This is a genomic window from Clostridium sp. LIBA-8841 (genome assembly GCF_034439435.1).
GTDB lineage: Bacteria > Bacillota > Clostridia > Clostridiales > Clostridiaceae > Sarcina.
The window spans coordinates 1,274,630-1,289,374 of the sequence record NZ_JAPCKJ010000001.1 but is presented as its reverse complement, the minus strand read 5'-3'; the positions used below and the strand labels follow the sequence as shown (position 1 = coordinate 1,289,374).

The window sequence follows — 14,745 nt, the reverse complement described above, 5'->3', positions numbered from 1 at the left end:
AATAAAATGTTCCTCGGTAGCTCAATGGTGGAGCACTCGGCTGTTAACCGATAGGTTGGAGGTTCGAGTCCTCTCCGAGGAGCCATTTTTTTTATTCAAAATTAATTTAAAATAGATAAGTAAGTTATGAATTAATATTTTATTAGTTTATAACTTTTTTTGTATTTAAAATAAAAATTTTATTTAATTCGATATTTTTAGTGTAAGCTATTTGTAATTAAAGAAAGTTCAATATTGTATATAATAAAAAAGAATATGATAATAATATTGAGAATGTTTATTGAAATTTAAATAGTTTAAATATGTTAGAGAAATTTAATGGAATATAAGGAGTTGTAGAGATGAAGATTTTACTTGTAGAAGATGAAGAAAGCATAAGAGGTTTTTTAAGAATAAATTTTCAAAGAGAGAAATTTCAAGTTATAGAATGTGAAAGCGGAGAAGAAGGAGTAAGAAAAGCATTAATAGAAAAGCCAGATATAGCTATATTAGATGTTATGTTGCCTGGAATGAGTGGCTTTGAAGTATGCCAAACCTTGAGGGAAAGTTTTCCTAAGATGGGCATAATAATGTTAACTGCTAAAGGGGAAGATATGGATAAAATAATGGGGCTTCAATTTGGAGCGGATGACTATGTCTTAAAACCATTTAATCCATTAGAAATAACTTTAAGAGTGAAAGCTTTAATTAGGAGATTAGAGGGAATAAGTGAAGAAAATAATAGTGATAGCATAGAAGTTGATAGCTTCAAGTTAGACTTATATTCTCAAAGTTTATATAAAGAAGAGATAGAAATAGATGTTACACCTAAAGAGTTTCTATTGATGAAAATATTCATGCAAAATCCAGGTAAGGCATTTACTAGAGATGAATTATTAAACTTGGTTTGGGGAATTGATTTCTTTGGAGATCCCAAAATAGTTGATGTTAATATAAGAAGATTAAGAGCAAAAATAGAGGATAATTCTTCAAAACCTAAGTACATAGAAACTGTTTGGGGAACAGGCTATAGATGGAAAAGATAGTATTTAAGGTTACCTAACTTATTAAAAGATATAGAGGTGAAAGATAGGAGTATAGTTTATGAAAAGTATAAAGACTAGGCTAATGAAAAACTTTTTAGTTGTTTTGTTATCAACTATTATTATAGTTTCAGCCATGTTCTTGATTTTTATTTCTAGGTATTATTATCAAAATACAGAAGAAATATTATTAAGTCAAATAAATATATCTGTTGATTTTTATAAGAGATATTTATCAAATGTTAGTTTAGAAGAAAATGTTTATGAAGATGTGGATATATTTTGGAAGCAAACAGAGGCTCAAGTTCAAATTTATGATTTAAAAGGGCAATTGATAATGGATTCTATAGGACTAGAGCAAAAAGAGAATACTATACCTATAGATGTAAAAAGAGCTTTAGAAGGAGATACCGCTAAATGGGTTGGAACGGCTCCAGATTATACTGGTAAGGTAATGGCTATTTCAGCACCATTAAGAAATTCGTCTAATGAAATTGTAGGAGTTATAAGATATATAAGTTCACTTAGAAATGTTGATAATTTTATACTAAACTTTTTCTTAGTATTTATTGTAATAGGACTAACAGTTTTAGCTATAGGTATAATATTAAGTTATTTTTTAGCTAATAGTATAGTAAATCCAATATCAGAATTAATAAAAGTTTCAGAACAGATGGCTAAGGGAAATTTAAAAGTAAGGAATAAAATTGTTACCAATGATGAGATTGAAAAGTTAGCTGATAGTCTTAATATAATGGCTGAGGAAATCGAAAATAGAGAGAGATTAAAGAATGAATTTATATCTTCAGTTTCTCATGAACTTAGAACACCATTAACATCTATAAAAGGGTGGGCTATAACTTTAAATAACGAGTTTACGGATAGAGAAACATTAAAGATGGGCTTTGACATAATTGAAAAGGAAGCTGATAGACTAAGTAATATGGTTGAAGAACTTTTAGACTTTTCAAAATTCGTTAGTGGGAAAATTAAATTAAAATATGAAGAAATAAACTTAAAAGATTTTATAGAATACTTAAAATTATATATGAATCCTAGAGCGGAAAGAGAACATAAGCAGCTTATTCTAAAAGGAATTGAAAAAGAAGATTTTATAATAGTTGGAGATAGGGATAGGCTAAAGCAGGTATTCATAAATATACTAGATAATGCGTTTAAATTTACTCATGAAAATGAAAGTATAATAATAGATTTCTTATATGCTGATGAAGGTATATATATTAATATAATTGATACTGGATGTGGAATAAGTAAAGAAGAGTTACCTAGAGTAAAAGAGAAATTTTATAAGGGGAAAAATTCAAAGTCACAAAATGGTATAGGATTATCTATATGTGATGAAATTATAGCCCTACATGAGGGAACTTTAGAAATATATAGTGAACTAGGTAAGGGAACAAAGGTAACTATATATTTACCTAAAAAGTTAATAAGCAGTGTGGAGGATGAGTTAAATTAATTAAAAGAGGTGTTTTATGAAAAAAATTTATATAATCTTCTTTATGATTATTAGTATTTTTATGACAGGATGTTCTCAAAATGAATCTTTTGATGTATCTAAAATAACTCCACCAGAGTCAGATAATATAAAGATATTAGGAGAATGGGAAGTAGTAAGTAAATTACATGATAATAGTCAAAACAATATAGAGAGTACAGATGGAACTTTTCGCTTTGAAAAAGGAGAATTTATTAATATAAGTAAGAATGAGTTAGTAGTAAATGGTGTAAGCATTATAGCAAATCCTAATTTTAAGTTAAAAAGAGTAGAAAGAAATGTGTTCTTTAAAGAAATAGATGATTTAGAAATTAAGAAGGAAATAAAGGATACAATAAAAAGTGATTATATAGATGTTACGGCCATATATGATAGCAATAAAACATATTTAAATATGATTTCAATTAATGAAAATGAGGCATATATATTATTATCTGATAATCTAATTAAATTAAAGAAAGTTTCTAGTGTTCCACAGGCATCTACTAAGAGTTCAGAAAAGGTGGTTGTAGACCAAGGAAATACGTATTCCGTAAAAAGTATAAGTCCAGAATATTATCAAAAGGATGTAGGAATTTTACTTGGGCTTAAAGAGCCAGCTCACGTAGAAAAAGATGATTTTGAGAAGGCTGATTATAAAACATTATGGATATCTGTAATTGATAATGAACTTCAGCCTATAATGGTTTTAGAAGACTCTTTATTATTACCAAGAGTTAATGGATTCTCAAACATAAGTTTAGATTCAAATTTTGAAAATGGTGTAATGGAAAATAAACTTGAAGTTACAAGTAGAAAGAAGGATCCAAATGATAAAAAAGAAGTAAAAGGTGAACAAACTAAAAAAGGAATATATGAAGAAATAACTTTTGTAGGAAATGATTATATTGGGTTAGAATCTTATTCAGGAGATGACTTCAAAGGAAGTTATAATGAATATAACATAATACCAATTGATACTATGAATACATATAAAAGTATGGACATAGTTAATCTTTTTGGAAAAGAACAAGAGGAAAATTATAATAAGAGTGAAGAAAAAGCTATTCAGAAATATAATATAGATGGAAAAGAATATTATACTAAAAATAAATATTCTAATATAACTCTTCAGAGAAAAAATGGAAATTGGCATTTAGAAGGTTTATTAAATGAAAAGAAATCATTTGATAATTCTGAACCATTTGATATAAATATAAATCCAGTGCCTATATTGATAAACTATGATACGTTAGCGGTTCCTTGGAGTCAAGTTTCATCATTAGGAAGAGATGTTAGAGATGTTGTGACAGCACCAAATGGAAAAATAGCGATAACCTTAGCTAAGGATAAATTGTCAATATATAAGATTACAGATGGCCGTTTAGGTGAAAGGTTAGGAGAGATTAACATAAATAGTGATGAAAAAATTGTTATGGCTGAATGGGCTGTAGGGGATTACGTTAAGTACTGGAATGAAACTGTTGAAAATGTATATGGAGCTAAAAAAATAACCTAATAAAGATTAAAGAAAGAGCTGAATTTAAAATATTAAATTCAGCTCTTTTCTTTAATTATTATTAGGTATCTTATCTTTAAAGTAATTAGCTCTAATCATCTTATCAGATAAATCTAATGAATTACCTACTATTTGTTTTTCTTTATCTGTAAGTTCTCCTTTTACAGTTCTATCAGTTAAGACTGCGTAAGATCTATTAGTATTTAATAAGTTTCTACCTAAAGCTGTATTTTGATATACATTGTTATCAACACCTAATAAGTATAAAAGTGTTGGCATTATATCTATTTGGCCACCATAAACATCATCTTTTACAGGAGTCTTAACACTTGGGTTATAAATAACTAATGGAACTGTATGATTTCCATTGTCTAGCCACCAAGACTCTGGGTTAGATAATGATTCAATATTACTATTGTAATATTTATGAGGACCAGTATGGTCACCTTCTATTGCAACAACAGTGTTTTCTAAAAGGCCTTCTTTTTCTAATAAGTCTATGAACATACCTATTTGAGCATCAGTGTAATGAACACTTTGGAAGTATCCTCCTAAAACATTATTATCAAGTTCAGGACTAAGTTTTAATTCACGGTAATCTTTTGGTAAATCGAATGGTCCGTGGCTTGTTAAAGTGACTGTAAATGCGTAGAATGGTTGTTTCATTTCTTTAAGCATTGGTGCAACTTGTTTGAAGTAGCTTCCGTCACTTATTCCCATTCCAATAGTTTCATCGTGATTAAATGAATAGTAATCTACAAACTTATCAAAACCTATGCCAGTTAATCCTTGAGCATAGTTCCAGAATGAACCTTTATCTGGATGAATAGCAATAGTACTGTATCCGTCTTTTTCTAAGATGTTAGGCATTGAGTTATAAGTTGTAGCTGGATTTCTAAAGAAAGTACTTCCTTGTCTTAATGGAAGCATAGAAGTATTAACCATTAAGTCAGAGTCAGAGCTTGTACCCTCATTAACCTGTTCGAATATATTAGGGAAATAAATAGAATTATTTAATAACTTATTTATGTTTGGAGTTATTTCTTGTCCATCTATTTTTTGATTTATAACAAAGTCTTCAAGAGATTCAACTTGTATTACTACTAAGTTCTTTCCTTTGAACATTCCCTTGTATTCATTATCAGGTAGATTTTCATTTTTAAAATCATAGTATTCTTTTATTTGTGCTTGATCTTCTGCTGTCATTTCATACGGTTTAGAATTTTTGTAAACATTATATATGTCAAAAATATGATAACCGACTGGTGAAAAATACTCTACTGTATCAGTTGGGTCATAGTTGCTAAATAAGTATGAGTTTTTAACATTTTCTCTTTTTAAAACATTAACGTTAAAAGGAACATAACCTATGTAACAAATTGAGATAATTAAAACAACTAAAGTACCCTTCCAGTTAGACTTACAGTTTTTAAAGCTTTTTCTAAAAATTATGAAAGCTATTATTAAAATAATAAAGTCTACGAAAAATAGTAAGTCATATGGAGTAGCCATGGAAAAAATACTATCTCCAAGATTATCTAAATTAGCAGTTTGCTTTAATAGCATTATTGATGGAACTGTTTGGAATCCTCTAAAATACCAGATATCCATCATTGTAAGTATAGAGATAAATAAGTCTACAATTATTAATGAGAAAAATTTACCTTTGTTTTTAAATAAGAAACATATACTTATGAATATTGCTGCAAATGCTATGTAATAATTTAAAAAATAACTAGCTTGTCTATATCCTAATCCAAAATTAAGCACACGTGGATCTTGATTTAGAGAGAAACCTAAAAAAAGCGCTCCTTTTAAAACTACGGCTATTAATGTGAATATATAAAAACCTAGTCTTATTAAAGCATTTTTATTAAGAGACTCTTTTAATTTAGCAAGACCGTTATTTACCTTTACTTTTTCTTGCATCAAAACACCCCTTCTTTAATTATTAAAAGCTAGTTAATATTATATCATAAAATAATATGTTAATAGTATGAAGGAATTATTACAAAAAAGGTTAAAAAGAACTTTTTTAGATGAACTTTGATTTTCTCAATTCATAAAAATATGATATCTTTATAGTATAGATTATTTTAAGAGGTGAGGTCATGAAAAAAATAGATTGTATAGGTATGGCTTGTCCGATGCCGGTAATAAATACAAAAAAATATTTTGATTCAATAGAAGAAGGTATTGCAGAAGTAGTAGTTGATAATGAGGTGGCTAAAAATAATATCTGTAAATATGCTGATGGTTGTGGATATACTTGTAATGCTATAGAAAAAGACGGAAATTATATAATTAATATAGAAAAGAATGGTGAAACTAAAGTTGCAAAGAATGAAGATGATTTTGTAATTGTGGTAAGTACTGATAAATTAGGAGAAGGAAATGATGACTTAGGAACTATCCTTATGAAAGGTTATTTATACACATTATCAGAAAATGATATTATACCAAAGGAACTTATCTTCTTAAATGGCGGAGTTAAACTTACAGTTAAAGAGTCAGAAGTATTGGAGTCATTAAAAACTTTAGAAAAACGTGGCGTTAAGATTTTAAGCTGCGGAACATGTTTAGATTTTTATGGAATAAAAGAAGACTTAGCTATAGGTGAAATAAGCAACATGTACACTATAGTAGAATCTATGAATACTTCTAGTAAGGTTATAAAATTATAATACTTTTGAGAGGAGAAAACATTTTTGTAATATGGAGAATATTTTATGTGAATATGACGTTGTAGTTGTAGGTGGCGGAATAAGTGGTATGGCTGCAGCTATAAAATCAAAAGAAAATGGCATAGATAGAGTTCTTCTTCTTGAAAGAGAAGATGTTTTAGGCGGAGTTTTAAACCAATGTATTCATTGTGGATTTGGAAAAGAAACTTTAGGAGAAGCAGTTACTGGCAGTGAGTTTGTGGAATACTTTGTCACTAAGGTTCGTGAACTAGGTATTCATGTTAAGTTAAATACCACTGTATTAGAAATAACTAAAGAAAAAGAAATAAGCTATGTTAATCCTGATGAAGGTATGAAAAGGATGAAGACTAAAGCAATAGTTTTAGCTACTGGAAGTAGAGAAAAGTTTAAGGGTAACGTAAGTGTTCCTTTAAATAAATTCACAGGCATATATACATCAGGAACAGCACATAGGTTTATAAACCTTTATGGATATCTTCCAGGTAAAAATATAGTTATAATAGGTTCACATGATAGTGATATGATTGTTGCTAGAAGACTTATTATAGAAGGTGCTAAAATAGGAGCTATTATTGAGAGTAAAGAGTATCTTAATTCTTCTCAATATATTGCTGAAAATATAATTGAGGAATTTAATATTCCTGTTAAGCTTGGATACACAGTAAATGAAGTATTAGGTACTGAGAGAGTTGAGGGAGTAATGATAAGCAAAGGTGGAGAAGAGGAGAGTTTTATAAAATGTGATTCTCTTTTAATATCCGTTCCATGGATACCAGAAAGTGCTTTAGGCAAAAAGATGGGATTAAGAATATCAAATAGTAGCGAAACTATTTTGGTTAATGAAAATTTTGAAACATCAGAAAATGGTATATTTGCTTGTGGTAATGTATTACATGCCTATGAACTATCTGATGTAGCAGCAAAAGAAGGATATAAAGTTGGAGATTCTGTAAATGAATATTTAAAAAATTAATTTTTAGTATTAATCTAATATTGTATGTGCTATAGCCAGTAACTTTAAGATTATTGTCTTTTCAATCTGTTATGAAGAGTTTCTAAGCTTTAGATAAAAAAGACTAAAATTCAGAGTGAGCTTAATGCAAATTCTGAATTTTAGCCTTTTTTTATATATAATTATCTAAAGCTCTTTTTACCAATTGAGATAATAATATGTTTCCTTTTATACTTAGATGTAATCCATCAGTATAATTTGAAGAATCCAAAGGGAGATTATTATTTATATCTATAAATAATAAATTGTTTTCCTTACAAAATGAATTTAATTTATTAGAGTATTCTTCAAGCTTAGAATTACATTTAGGGTAGTTTATAGAAGAATCCCATCTTTCAAGAGCTAGTGATTCATATATTTTAGGTGGAGATAATATTAATGGCTTTATACTTAAAGAATTACAATCATCAACCATTAATTTAATGTTTTCAATTATAGAATCAATTGATTTGTTCATTAAAATATCATTTGAACCACACATTATTAAACAAATATCTGAGTCATTTGATTTTAATATTGAATAAATTCTAGATAAAATTCCTGTGGAAGTATCTCCATTAACCCCTTTGTTTAAAAAATTATTGTTTTCATCATTTAAAAGTGAAACCCATGAATTATCTTGACCTACACCATAACCAAAGGTTAAAGAATCACCTATACAAATTATGTTCATATAATCACCTACATTCTTAGTAAACATTTTTTACAAACTATAGTTGTCCCTTTATTAGCTGTAATAAAATCATTGCCTATAATAGCTTTATTGCAAATAGAGCACATTGTGCTTGTATTTTCTTTAGCCATAGAAGATTTTTTTTGTTCTTTAGTATTATTAGTAATTTTTCTTTTTTTATTAGGTGGTGGTGAATAAAGAATTTTTTCAGTTTCTTCCTCACGTTTTTCTATATGATAATTAAAGCTATATGAACTTTCTCCGAAAAGTTCTAATTCAAACCTAGGATTCTCTTTATCATAAAACTCCTCTGTTATTATTCTTCTAATTTGCATATCATTTATTATTAAGCCGCTTTTTTCAATTCCATCAAATATACTTTTAGTTATATTACTAGTATCTGGATGTCTTTTAGAACTTTTGTAATAAACTTTTAAAACCGCAATTAAGGACTCTTCTAAAACCACATTAGGATTTTGTATTCTAGCCTCATAAGCTATTTGTTCCTCATACAAAGCATATCTATCATGATATTTTCCAGAATTGGATGGTAAAATAGCTCGCCCTTGAGCGTTTGATAGTTTAAAATTTGATTTAGTAATAGGTGAGCCTTTTACTATAACTTTTGCATATGAATTCATAGTAAACCCCCAATCATATGATATAATAATATAGATTATATCATAATGTAACATTAGGTATTTACATTTCTTGAATGTATTTAACAGATAAAGTATAATACTTTATGTTTACATGAAAAATTGAAATTAAGAGGGATTAAAATGGATAGAAAAATTATATTAGCAATAGAAAGTAGTTGTGATGAAACAGCAGCAGCTGTTGTAGTTAATGGTAGAGAAGTTTTATCAAATATAATATCTTCTCAAATAGATACACATACTAAATTTGGAGGAGTAGTACCAGAGGTTGCATCAAGAAAACATATAGAAGCTATAAATGCTGTAGTTGAGGAAGCACTTGAAGTTGCAGGGGTAACTTTTGATGATATAGATGCAATAGCTGTTACATATGGTCCAGGATTAGTTGGAGCTCTTTTAGTTGGACTTCAATATGCTAAAGGATTAGCATATTCTTTAGATAAACCTTTAATAGGTGTTAATCACATAGAAGGGCATATAAGTGCAAACTTTATAGATCATAAAGATTTAGAACCGCCTTTTGTTTGTCTAGTGGTTTCAGGAGGTCATACTTTTGTAGTTCATGTTGAAGATTATGGAAAGTTCGAAATAATAGGGGAAACAAGAGATGATGCTGCTGGAGAAGCCTTTGATAAGGTAGCAAGAGCTGTTGGTTTAGGATATCCAGGTGGACCTAAAATAGATAAATTAGCTAAGGAAGGTAATAGGGATGCTATAAAATTCCCAAAAGCTAATTTTCATGATGATACTTTAGATTTTTCATTTAGTGGAGTTAAATCAGCTGTACTAAATTATTTAAATAAGATGGAAATGAAGAATGAAGAAATTAATAAAGCTGACGTAGTAGCAAGTTTTCAAAAGGCAGTAGTTGAAGTATTAACTGACAATGCTATAAAGACATGTAAGATGAGAAAAGCAGATAAAATAGCAATTGCAGGTGGTGTTGCTTCAAATAGTGCTTTAAGAGAAAACCTTCTTAAAGAAGGAGAAAAAAGAGGAATAAAGGTATTATTCCCATCACCAATACTTTGTACAGATAATGCTGCCATGATAGGTAGTGCTGCATACTTTGAACTGTTAAAAGGAAATACATCTGAAATGAATCTTAATGCAAAACCTAATCTAAGATTAGGAGAAAGATAGGGGCTGAATTATTAATGAAGTTTATTCCGTACTCCAATGGATTTCATAAATTAAATAAGAACAGAGAAATAAAGCCTATGAGTGTAATAAAAAATATATTTTTATTTGTGTTGGTTTTAGTACTTATAGGCTTTGCTTATCAAATCATAGTAAATAAGATTGATAGTAGTAAAATAGAACCAGATACTAAGTATGTAAGAATCGATAGTAAGAAAAATTATTTTAACTTTCAAGGTGAAAGTAAACCAACTATAATCATGGATTCAGACATAGGTTTAGGTATAAGTGAGTGGGAGAAGGCACAAAGTCTTATAGAAAAGGAATATGGATACAGGACATTTACATATGATAGACCTGGATATGGTTTTTCTGAATCAGTAAAAGATAAAAGTGTTAAAGAGCAGGCCCAGCAGCTTAGAATGATTCTTAAAAAAGTTGGAATTGGTGGACCATATATACTTGTAGGAGAAGGCTATGGAGGGTTAGTTATGTGCAACTTTGCAGAACTTTATCCAGAATTAGTACAAGGAGTTATTCTTATAGATCCAATCAGTGAAGAAGCTTTAAATAGTAAAGATTATATGAAGCAGTTTTCAGATCAAAAATTTAGTAGAGCCATACAAAAATACGGTTCTTATTTTGGTTTAACATCAATAATGAATAAGTTTGGTATGCTAAAAAATCCTACTGGATTAGACTCAAATTTAAGTCAAGAAAGCCTTAAGACATATGATATCCTAAGAACTAAGAGTGACTATAATAGTGCATATTATAGTGAACTTACAAATATTTTAGAACAAAGTAGTAATTCACAAAAATCTGGATTATTAAATGGTAAGCCTTTGAGCATAATAGTAAATGATAATGCTTTTGTAAATGAACAGGAGAGTTTAAAGAAGCTTACTTCAGAAGGTAAGGTACAAATAATAGATGCTAAAAATAAAACAGATGTTATACCTTTAGAGAAACCTGAATTACTTTTAGAAAGTATAAAATTTATTCAGGATAATAGTCCAGAAGAGCAAAAATAAGCCGAAATAAACATATCCTATGACACTAAAATGCCATAAATATGCCATTGAAATGACACAAAAAATGGTTATTATAAACTCATGGAATTTGAATATTTAGGAGGGTATGTACTAATGAGTGATTTTAATAAAAAGGATGAAAATTTAAATGACTACTTTGGGTTTGATGATAAGGAAAATAAAAATTTAGATTCAAATAAAGATACGGAAAAAGAGACAGCAAAAGAAGAAAATATAAGTTTAAATGATAATACTGCTCAAACAAACATGGATAAAACACAGCAATTAAACATAGATGATAAGATTACTTCAGATGAAGAAGTTAAAAAAGAAGAGAATCCATTAGATTCTAATGAGGAGAAAAATGAAGAACCTAAGGAATCAAAAGATAATGGTAAAAAGAAAAAAGCAAAGAAAAAGAGCGGATTCAAAAAAGGATTAGGAATAATAGCAGGGGCTATTATAGTTGCTATGCTAGGTGGAGCTATAGGTGCTGGCGGAGTATATTATGCTTTAAGAAATAATACCAAAACAAATACTTTAGGAAATATAAATAATAGTAATTCAGCATCTAATCCACCAGCATTTAAAAGTGAGGAAGGTGCCTTAACAGTTCCTCAAGTGGTTGAAAAAGTTACACCAGCCGTTGTTGGAGTATCAACAAAGAGTTTAGTTAGAGATCAATTCTTTAATGTTAAAGAACAAGAAGGATTAGGATCAGGTTTCATAATAAATGAAGATGGTTATGTTGTTACAAACTATCACGTTATAAATGGAGCTCAAGAAGTTAAAGTAATATTCTCAGATGGAAAAGAAGTTAATGCTAAGGTTGTAAACTATGATGCAGAAAGAGATATTGCGGTAATAAAAATAACAGATGATGTTAAGATGCCTGGAATAGCCCAATTAGGAGATTCAGCAACAGTTAAAGCTGGTGAAGAAGTAATTGCTATAGGAAATCCATTAGGAAAAGAATTTAGTTCAACAGTAACTAAAGGTATAGTAAGTTCACCAAATAGAAAGATGAGTACAGAAAACGGAAATGTTTTAGATTATATACAAACAGATGCAGCTATTAACCCTGGTAACAGTGGTGGTCCATTAATAAACTCTAAAGGAGAAGTTATTGGAATTAACACAGCTAAAAAGGTTGGGGAAGATATAGAAGGAATAGGATTTGCAATTCCTATAAATGAAGTTAAAACAAGATTAGGTTCATTATCAAAACCAATATTAAAGATGGGAATTCAGGCTAGAAATATTACTCCAGAAATAGCGAAGGAAAACAACTTAGAAGAAGGTGTTTATGTTGTTGGAGTACAAGAGTTTAGTCCAGCTGAAAAAGCCGGATTAAAAATTGGAGACTTAATAGTTGAGTTTGGTGGAAAGAGAGTAAAAACTGTAGAAGAATTAAATGAAATAAAAGGCCAATACAATGAGGGCGATACAGTGCCAGTTCAAATAATTAGAGATGGTAAAAAAATGAACGTACAAATAAAATTAGTTTCTTAATTAATGATTTATAAGAGAACTCAGATTTCTGAGTTCTTTTTATTTTTAGTAAAGTAAAAATAAATTACATATAAAAAATAGTTGTAAAAAGATAAATAAAATGTAAAATTTTAAATAAAAATAAAATATATTACATATAATTAATTGTTAATTATTATTTTTGGTCATAAAATAATAATATATAGTTTTTAGTCTTAAAGATAAATAATTATATATTATATACTAAAACACATTAAAAAGTTAAAGGGTAGAAACAAAAAGGGTATTAATTCATTGGGAGGATTAAATATGAAAAGAATAGTATTGTTATGTACATTGGGAATGTCTACATCTTTATTAGTTTCTAAGATGAGAAAAGCAGCAAAGGAATTAAACGTTGATTGTTCTGTAATTGCCATAGGAGAATCTGAACTAAAAAAATATGAAAAAGAAGCAGATATAATAATGTTAGGTCCTCAAGTAAAGTACTTGTTTAATAAATTAAAAAAAGAGGTTGGTCATGATATACCAATAAGCCTTATAAATAGTGCTGACTATGGCACTATGAATGGTAAGAAAGTTTTAAATCAAGCTTTAGAGTTAATATATAATAAAGAATTAGCAATAAGTAATCTATAAAATAATAATAAAAAAAAGGATTGTATTACTTAAAATTTTTAATACAATCTTTTTTTATATGTTTAATAAATTGAAAATTTAAAGTTATATGTATTGAATTGATTAGGGGAGTAAAATATACTAAAAAAATAGAGTTTTAAGGGGGCGAGAGTTTGGAGAAGATTGTTCTTGGAATAATAGGAATTTTTTTCGTGCTTAGTGGAATTGACTACATAAATAATAATAAAATAGGTTTGGGAGAAAAGTTTAAAGAAGGTATGCTTTCTATGGGATCAATAGCGATATCTATGGTAGGAATATATTCACTTTCACCGTTTATTGGACAAGTTATAGGATTTTTATTAACTCCAATAGGAAATTTTTTAGGTATTGATCCATCTATATTTCCATCAATGTTTTTAGCAATAGATATGGGAGCACTTGGAATAGCAGAAAGTTTATCTTCTAATATTGAAATGTATTGGATTTCAGGCGTAATAATAGCCTCTACTTTAGGTGCCACAATAAGTTTTTCCATTCCATTAGCTTTGGGAATTATAGATGAGAAATATCTTGAGGATTTAACAACAGGATTATTATATGGGATAATGACATTACCTATAGCGCCTATAGTTGCAGGGATATTTTTAGGAGTGGATTTTAGATTATTGTTGTTTAATATTCTACCATTAATAATATTTGCACTTATACTAGCTTTTTGCATGAATAAATTTAAAAATAAGACTGTTAAGATTTTTATAAAATTAGGCAAGATAATACAGTTTGTCAGTATATTAGGACTTTTAATTTTAGGATTTTTATCTATTATAGGAATAAAGCCTATGGGAGGTATTTTGCCTATAGATGAGGCTTTAAGCGTTGTTGGAAAAATAGCAATATTCTTAGGTGGAGCATATCCTTTAATTAACTTTATAACAGAGAAATTTTCAAATGGATTAAGTAAGATTGGAGAAAAGATAAATATAGATGAGTTTTCTATTGCAGCATTTTTAGGAACTCTTGCTTCAAATATAATATTATTTCAAAGTTTTGATAAAATGAGCTCTAAAGGAAGAGTAGCTTTAACTGCCTTTAGTGTTAGTGGAGCTTTTGTTATTGGAGGACAATTAGGCTTCGTATCTCTTAAGACACCAGAAATTATAAATATATACATAGCTTCAAAGTTAATAGCAGGTATTGCCGCTATGGTTTTAGCTTTATTAGTATATAAAAAATCAGCTGAGTCTAGCAAGGAAAAGGAGAGTTGTGAAGAGATAACTACTGCTATAGAGTCTTAATTTATATAAAAAAAGTAAAGTTTAATCAAAAATTTTAATGATTATGATTTGTTTATGATTATAGTAATAATAAAAA

At 28.5% G+C, this 14,745-nt stretch carries 13 protein-coding genes and 1 tRNA gene; 11 read left to right on the top strand and 3 right to left on the bottom strand.

Going from position 1 to position 14,745, the window contains the following annotated elements; all coding sequences use genetic code 11:
* Positions 1 to 10: 10 nt before the first annotated feature.
* The 4 genes from OIF33_RS05690 to OIF33_RS05675 all read left to right on the top strand — a co-directional run bounded on the left by OIF33_RS05690 (position 11) and on the right by OIF33_RS05675 (position 4,039).
* Positions 11 to 85, top strand: a tRNA-Asn gene (locus OIF33_RS05690).
* Positions 86 to 341: 256 nt separating this feature from the next.
* Complete coding sequence (locus OIF33_RS05685; protein WP_322503242.1) at positions 342 to 1,025, top strand: response regulator transcription factor; 684 nt, start codon at positions 342 to 344, stop codon at positions 1,023 to 1,025.
* A gap of 58 nt (positions 1,026 to 1,083) precedes the next feature.
* Positions 1,084 to 2,502: a HAMP domain-containing sensor histidine kinase gene (locus OIF33_RS05680; RefSeq protein WP_322503241.1), complete on the top strand. Its 1,419-nt coding sequence runs from the start codon at positions 1,084 to 1,086 to the stop codon at positions 2,500 to 2,502.
* Positions 2,503 to 2,518: 16 nt separating this feature from the next.
* Positions 2,519 to 4,039, top strand: a complete 1,521-nt coding sequence (locus tag OIF33_RS05675; RefSeq protein ID WP_322503240.1) for a hypothetical protein — start codon at positions 2,519 to 2,521, stop codon at positions 4,037 to 4,039.
* Positions 4,040 to 4,090: 51 nt separating this feature from the next.
* Here OIF33_RS05675 and OIF33_RS05670 read toward each other — a convergent pair whose 3' ends face one another.
* Positions 4,091 to 5,968, bottom strand: a complete 1,878-nt coding sequence (locus OIF33_RS05670) for an LTA synthase family protein (RefSeq protein ID WP_322503239.1) — start codon at positions 5,966 to 5,968, stop codon at positions 4,091 to 4,093.
* 182 nt (positions 5,969 to 6,150) lie between these two features.
* Between OIF33_RS05670 and yedF the strand changes: the two genes are divergently transcribed.
* Positions 6,151 to 6,723: a sulfurtransferase-like selenium metabolism protein YedF gene (gene yedF / locus OIF33_RS05665; RefSeq protein ID WP_322503238.1), complete on the top strand. Its 573-nt coding sequence runs from the start codon at positions 6,151 to 6,153 to the stop codon at positions 6,721 to 6,723.
* A gap of 31 nt (positions 6,724 to 6,754) precedes the next feature.
* Positions 6,755 to 7,717: an NAD(P)/FAD-dependent oxidoreductase gene (locus OIF33_RS05660; protein WP_322503237.1), complete on the top strand. Its 963-nt coding sequence runs from the start codon at positions 6,755 to 6,757 to the stop codon at positions 7,715 to 7,717.
* Between the two features lie 151 nt (positions 7,718 to 7,868).
* Here the strand turns inward: OIF33_RS05660 and OIF33_RS05655 are convergent, their stop codons facing one another.
* Both OIF33_RS05655 and OIF33_RS05650 read right to left on the bottom strand, forming a co-directional pair.
* The gene (locus tag OIF33_RS05655; RefSeq protein WP_322503236.1) at positions 7,869 to 8,429 is read right to left on the bottom strand and encodes a GDSL-type esterase/lipase family protein; all 561 of its coding nucleotides are present in this window, start codon (positions 8,427 to 8,429) and stop codon (positions 7,869 to 7,871) included.
* 8 nt (positions 8,430 to 8,437) lie between these two features.
* The gene (locus OIF33_RS05650) at positions 8,438 to 9,070 is read right to left on the bottom strand and encodes a RusA family crossover junction endodeoxyribonuclease (protein WP_322503235.1); all 633 of its coding nucleotides are present in this window, start codon (positions 9,068 to 9,070) and stop codon (positions 8,438 to 8,440) included.
* Between the two features lie 141 nt (positions 9,071 to 9,211).
* On the opposite strand from OIF33_RS05650, the gene tsaD reads away from it, so the two are divergent.
* The 5 genes from tsaD to eutH all read left to right on the top strand — a co-directional run bounded on the left by tsaD (position 9,212) and on the right by eutH (position 14,669).
* Positions 9,212 to 10,231 (top strand): tRNA (adenosine(37)-N6)-threonylcarbamoyltransferase complex transferase subunit TsaD, encoded by a 1,020-nt coding sequence (tsaD, locus tag OIF33_RS05645; RefSeq protein ID WP_322503234.1) that lies wholly within the window; start codon positions 9,212 to 9,214, stop codon positions 10,229 to 10,231.
* A gap of 14 nt (positions 10,232 to 10,245) precedes the next feature.
* Positions 10,246 to 11,262, top strand: a complete 1,017-nt coding sequence (locus OIF33_RS05640) for an alpha/beta hydrolase (protein WP_322503233.1) — start codon at positions 10,246 to 10,248, stop codon at positions 11,260 to 11,262.
* A gap of 114 nt (positions 11,263 to 11,376) precedes the next feature.
* On the top strand, positions 11,377 to 12,774 hold the full coding sequence (locus OIF33_RS05635; protein WP_322503232.1) for a S1C family serine protease: 1,398 nt from the start codon (positions 11,377 to 11,379) through the stop codon (positions 12,772 to 12,774).
* 288 nt (positions 12,775 to 13,062) lie between these two features.
* Positions 13,063 to 13,392, top strand: a complete 330-nt coding sequence (locus OIF33_RS05630) for a PTS sugar transporter subunit IIB (protein WP_322503231.1) — start codon at positions 13,063 to 13,065, stop codon at positions 13,390 to 13,392.
* A 152-nt stretch (positions 13,393 to 13,544) separates the two neighbouring features.
* Complete coding sequence (eutH, locus tag OIF33_RS05625; protein WP_322503230.1) at positions 13,545 to 14,669, top strand: ethanolamine utilization protein EutH; 1,125 nt, start codon at positions 13,545 to 13,547, stop codon at positions 14,667 to 14,669.
* Positions 14,670 to 14,745 lie beyond the last annotated feature (76 nt).

Excerpts from the sequence above, each read along its gene's own strand:
- OIF33_RS05685 (WP_322503242.1), top strand. The coding sequence starts at position 342 with ATGAAGATTTTACTTGTAGAAGATGAAGAAAGCATAAGAGGTTTTTTA.
- OIF33_RS05680 (WP_322503241.1), top strand. The coding sequence starts at position 1,084 with ATGAAAAGTATAAAGACTAGGCTAATGAAAAACTTTTTAGTTGTTTTG.
- OIF33_RS05675 (WP_322503240.1), top strand. The coding sequence starts at position 2,519 with ATGAAAAAAATTTATATAATCTTCTTTATGATTATTAGTATTTTTATG.
- OIF33_RS05670 (WP_322503239.1), bottom strand. The coding sequence starts at position 5,968 with ATGCAAGAAAAAGTAAAGGTAAATAACGGTCTTGCTAAATTAAAAGAG.
- yedF (WP_322503238.1), top strand. The coding sequence starts at position 6,151 with ATGAAAAAAATAGATTGTATAGGTATGGCTTGTCCGATGCCGGTAATA.
- OIF33_RS05660 (WP_322503237.1), top strand. The coding sequence starts at position 6,755 with ATGGAGAATATTTTATGTGAATATGACGTTGTAGTTGTAGGTGGCGGA.
- OIF33_RS05655 (WP_322503236.1), bottom strand. The coding sequence starts at position 8,429 with ATGAACATAATTTGTATAGGTGATTCTTTAACCTTTGGTTATGGTGTA.
- OIF33_RS05650 (WP_322503235.1), bottom strand. The coding sequence starts at position 9,070 with ATGAATTCATATGCAAAAGTTATAGTAAAAGGCTCACCTATTACTAAA.
- tsaD (WP_322503234.1), top strand. The coding sequence starts at position 9,212 with ATGGATAGAAAAATTATATTAGCAATAGAAAGTAGTTGTGATGAAACA.
- OIF33_RS05640 (WP_322503233.1), top strand. The coding sequence starts at position 10,246 with ATGAAGTTTATTCCGTACTCCAATGGATTTCATAAATTAAATAAGAAC.
- OIF33_RS05635 (WP_322503232.1), top strand. The coding sequence starts at position 11,377 with ATGAGTGATTTTAATAAAAAGGATGAAAATTTAAATGACTACTTTGGG.
- OIF33_RS05630 (WP_322503231.1), top strand. The coding sequence starts at position 13,063 with ATGAAAAGAATAGTATTGTTATGTACATTGGGAATGTCTACATCTTTA.